2 protein-coding genes are annotated in these 1,495 nt (G+C 36.3%); both read right to left on the reverse strand.

All coding sequences use genetic code 11. The annotated features are described in order from the left end of the window. Positions 1–845 (reverse strand): energy-coupling factor ABC transporter ATP-binding protein (locus AC1DUW_RS28575; protein ID WP_053345839.1); only part of this gene is annotated, 845 nt, incomplete at its 3' end. Positions 846–863: 18 nt separating this feature from the next. Next, on the reverse strand, positions 864–1,495 hold a 632-nt coding region (gene cbiQ, locus AC1DUW_RS28580), incomplete at its 5' end, for a cobalt ECF transporter T component CbiQ (protein ID WP_477644151.1).

Below are 1,495 nucleotides of genomic sequence, written 5' to 3' on the forward strand. Positions count from 1 at the left end.
TAATTAACCTTTTCAATCTCCATTTTTTGAAGTAATTCTTCTTTCGTTCTAGGGACAGGGTCTTCTTCTGTGAATATCTTTGATTGAATAAGTGATTGAAACATTTCAAATATCCATGGTTTTTCTAAATGTGCTTGATACAAAAGGTCTTCATGATGAAAAATAGTGACAGGATCTCCTTGATATATGACCTTTCCATCGTTCATGACAATGATTTCGTCAGCCCATTGATAGGCTAAGTTAACATCATGGGTTGATAAAATGATTGTTTTATCAGGGAGATGGATGTTATCCAAAAGAGCCATAATCTGTTTGGAAAAATAAGAATCCAATCCCGCCGTAGGCTCATCTAGGATCCAGACTTCGGGTTCCATGGCTAACACACCAGCAATGGCAACACGCTTTTTTTGTCCTAAGCTCAAAAAATGGGTGGGCTTATCTTTCAATTCTGTTACTTCTGTTTGGGCCATCGCCCATTCAACTTTCTCCCGCACGACATCTCTTTCCCAACCTAAGTTCATCGGTCCAAACGATATATCCTGTTGAACATTAGCGGAAAAAAGTTGTGAATCCGGGTCTTGAAAAACGATTCCGACCTGTTTTCGTAATAGTAATAATGTTTTTCTGTCATATTTTAATTTCTTTCCCTTAAATTTGATGGATCCTGTTGTTGGCTTTAAAAGACCGTTTAAATGTTGGAATAAAGTTGACTTACCGGCACCGTTATTGCCTAATAAAGCAATTTTTTTACCTTGTTGAATAGTAAGAGAAAGATCTTTTAATGCGAACGTCCCATCTGCGAATTGATGGGTGAGGCCATCTATATTAAAAATATGTTCTTCCATTATCGAACTGCCCCCAATTTATATATATCTATAAATAAAGAATAAGCTTAATAGAGTTACAATGGTAATCAGCCAATTACGAGAGGAATAAGTGTAAGAGTCATCGATAAATGAAATATTCTCTTGATACCCTCTTGCGTTCATTGCCATCGTTAATTGTTCAGAGCGCTGAAACACTCCTAAAAACAGGGAAGATATAAGTAACCCGAGAGATCGAATTCCCTTCCTCACTGAACTATACCCAAGCCGTGATGACTGTGATTGATGAATGGCCATAGCTGTATCTAAAAAAATAAAGATGAAGCGATAAGTTAATTCGATTAAATCAATCAGCAATGAAGGCAGTTTCAGCTTACGCAATACATTTAGTATAACTGTGATGGGAGTAGTTAAGGTTAGGAAATATAAACAGCTGATACTGCTTAATACGACAACGATTAGACCAATTACTGTTTTGATACTGTCTTCGCTGATAAATATTTGCCAGCTGCCGAAATTCCAGGACCACCATACATTTGGTATCGAAGTAAATTTACTTGCGAATGAAAAAAGGATGGTAATTGTACCTGATAGTACAAAAAATCCAGGTAATAAGAGTAATTTTAGATAATAAGAGATTGGGATTTTTGCCCCGAAAATGATAAAAGCAC

It is taken from the genome of Peribacillus sp. P4_C12, assembly GCF_056402095.1.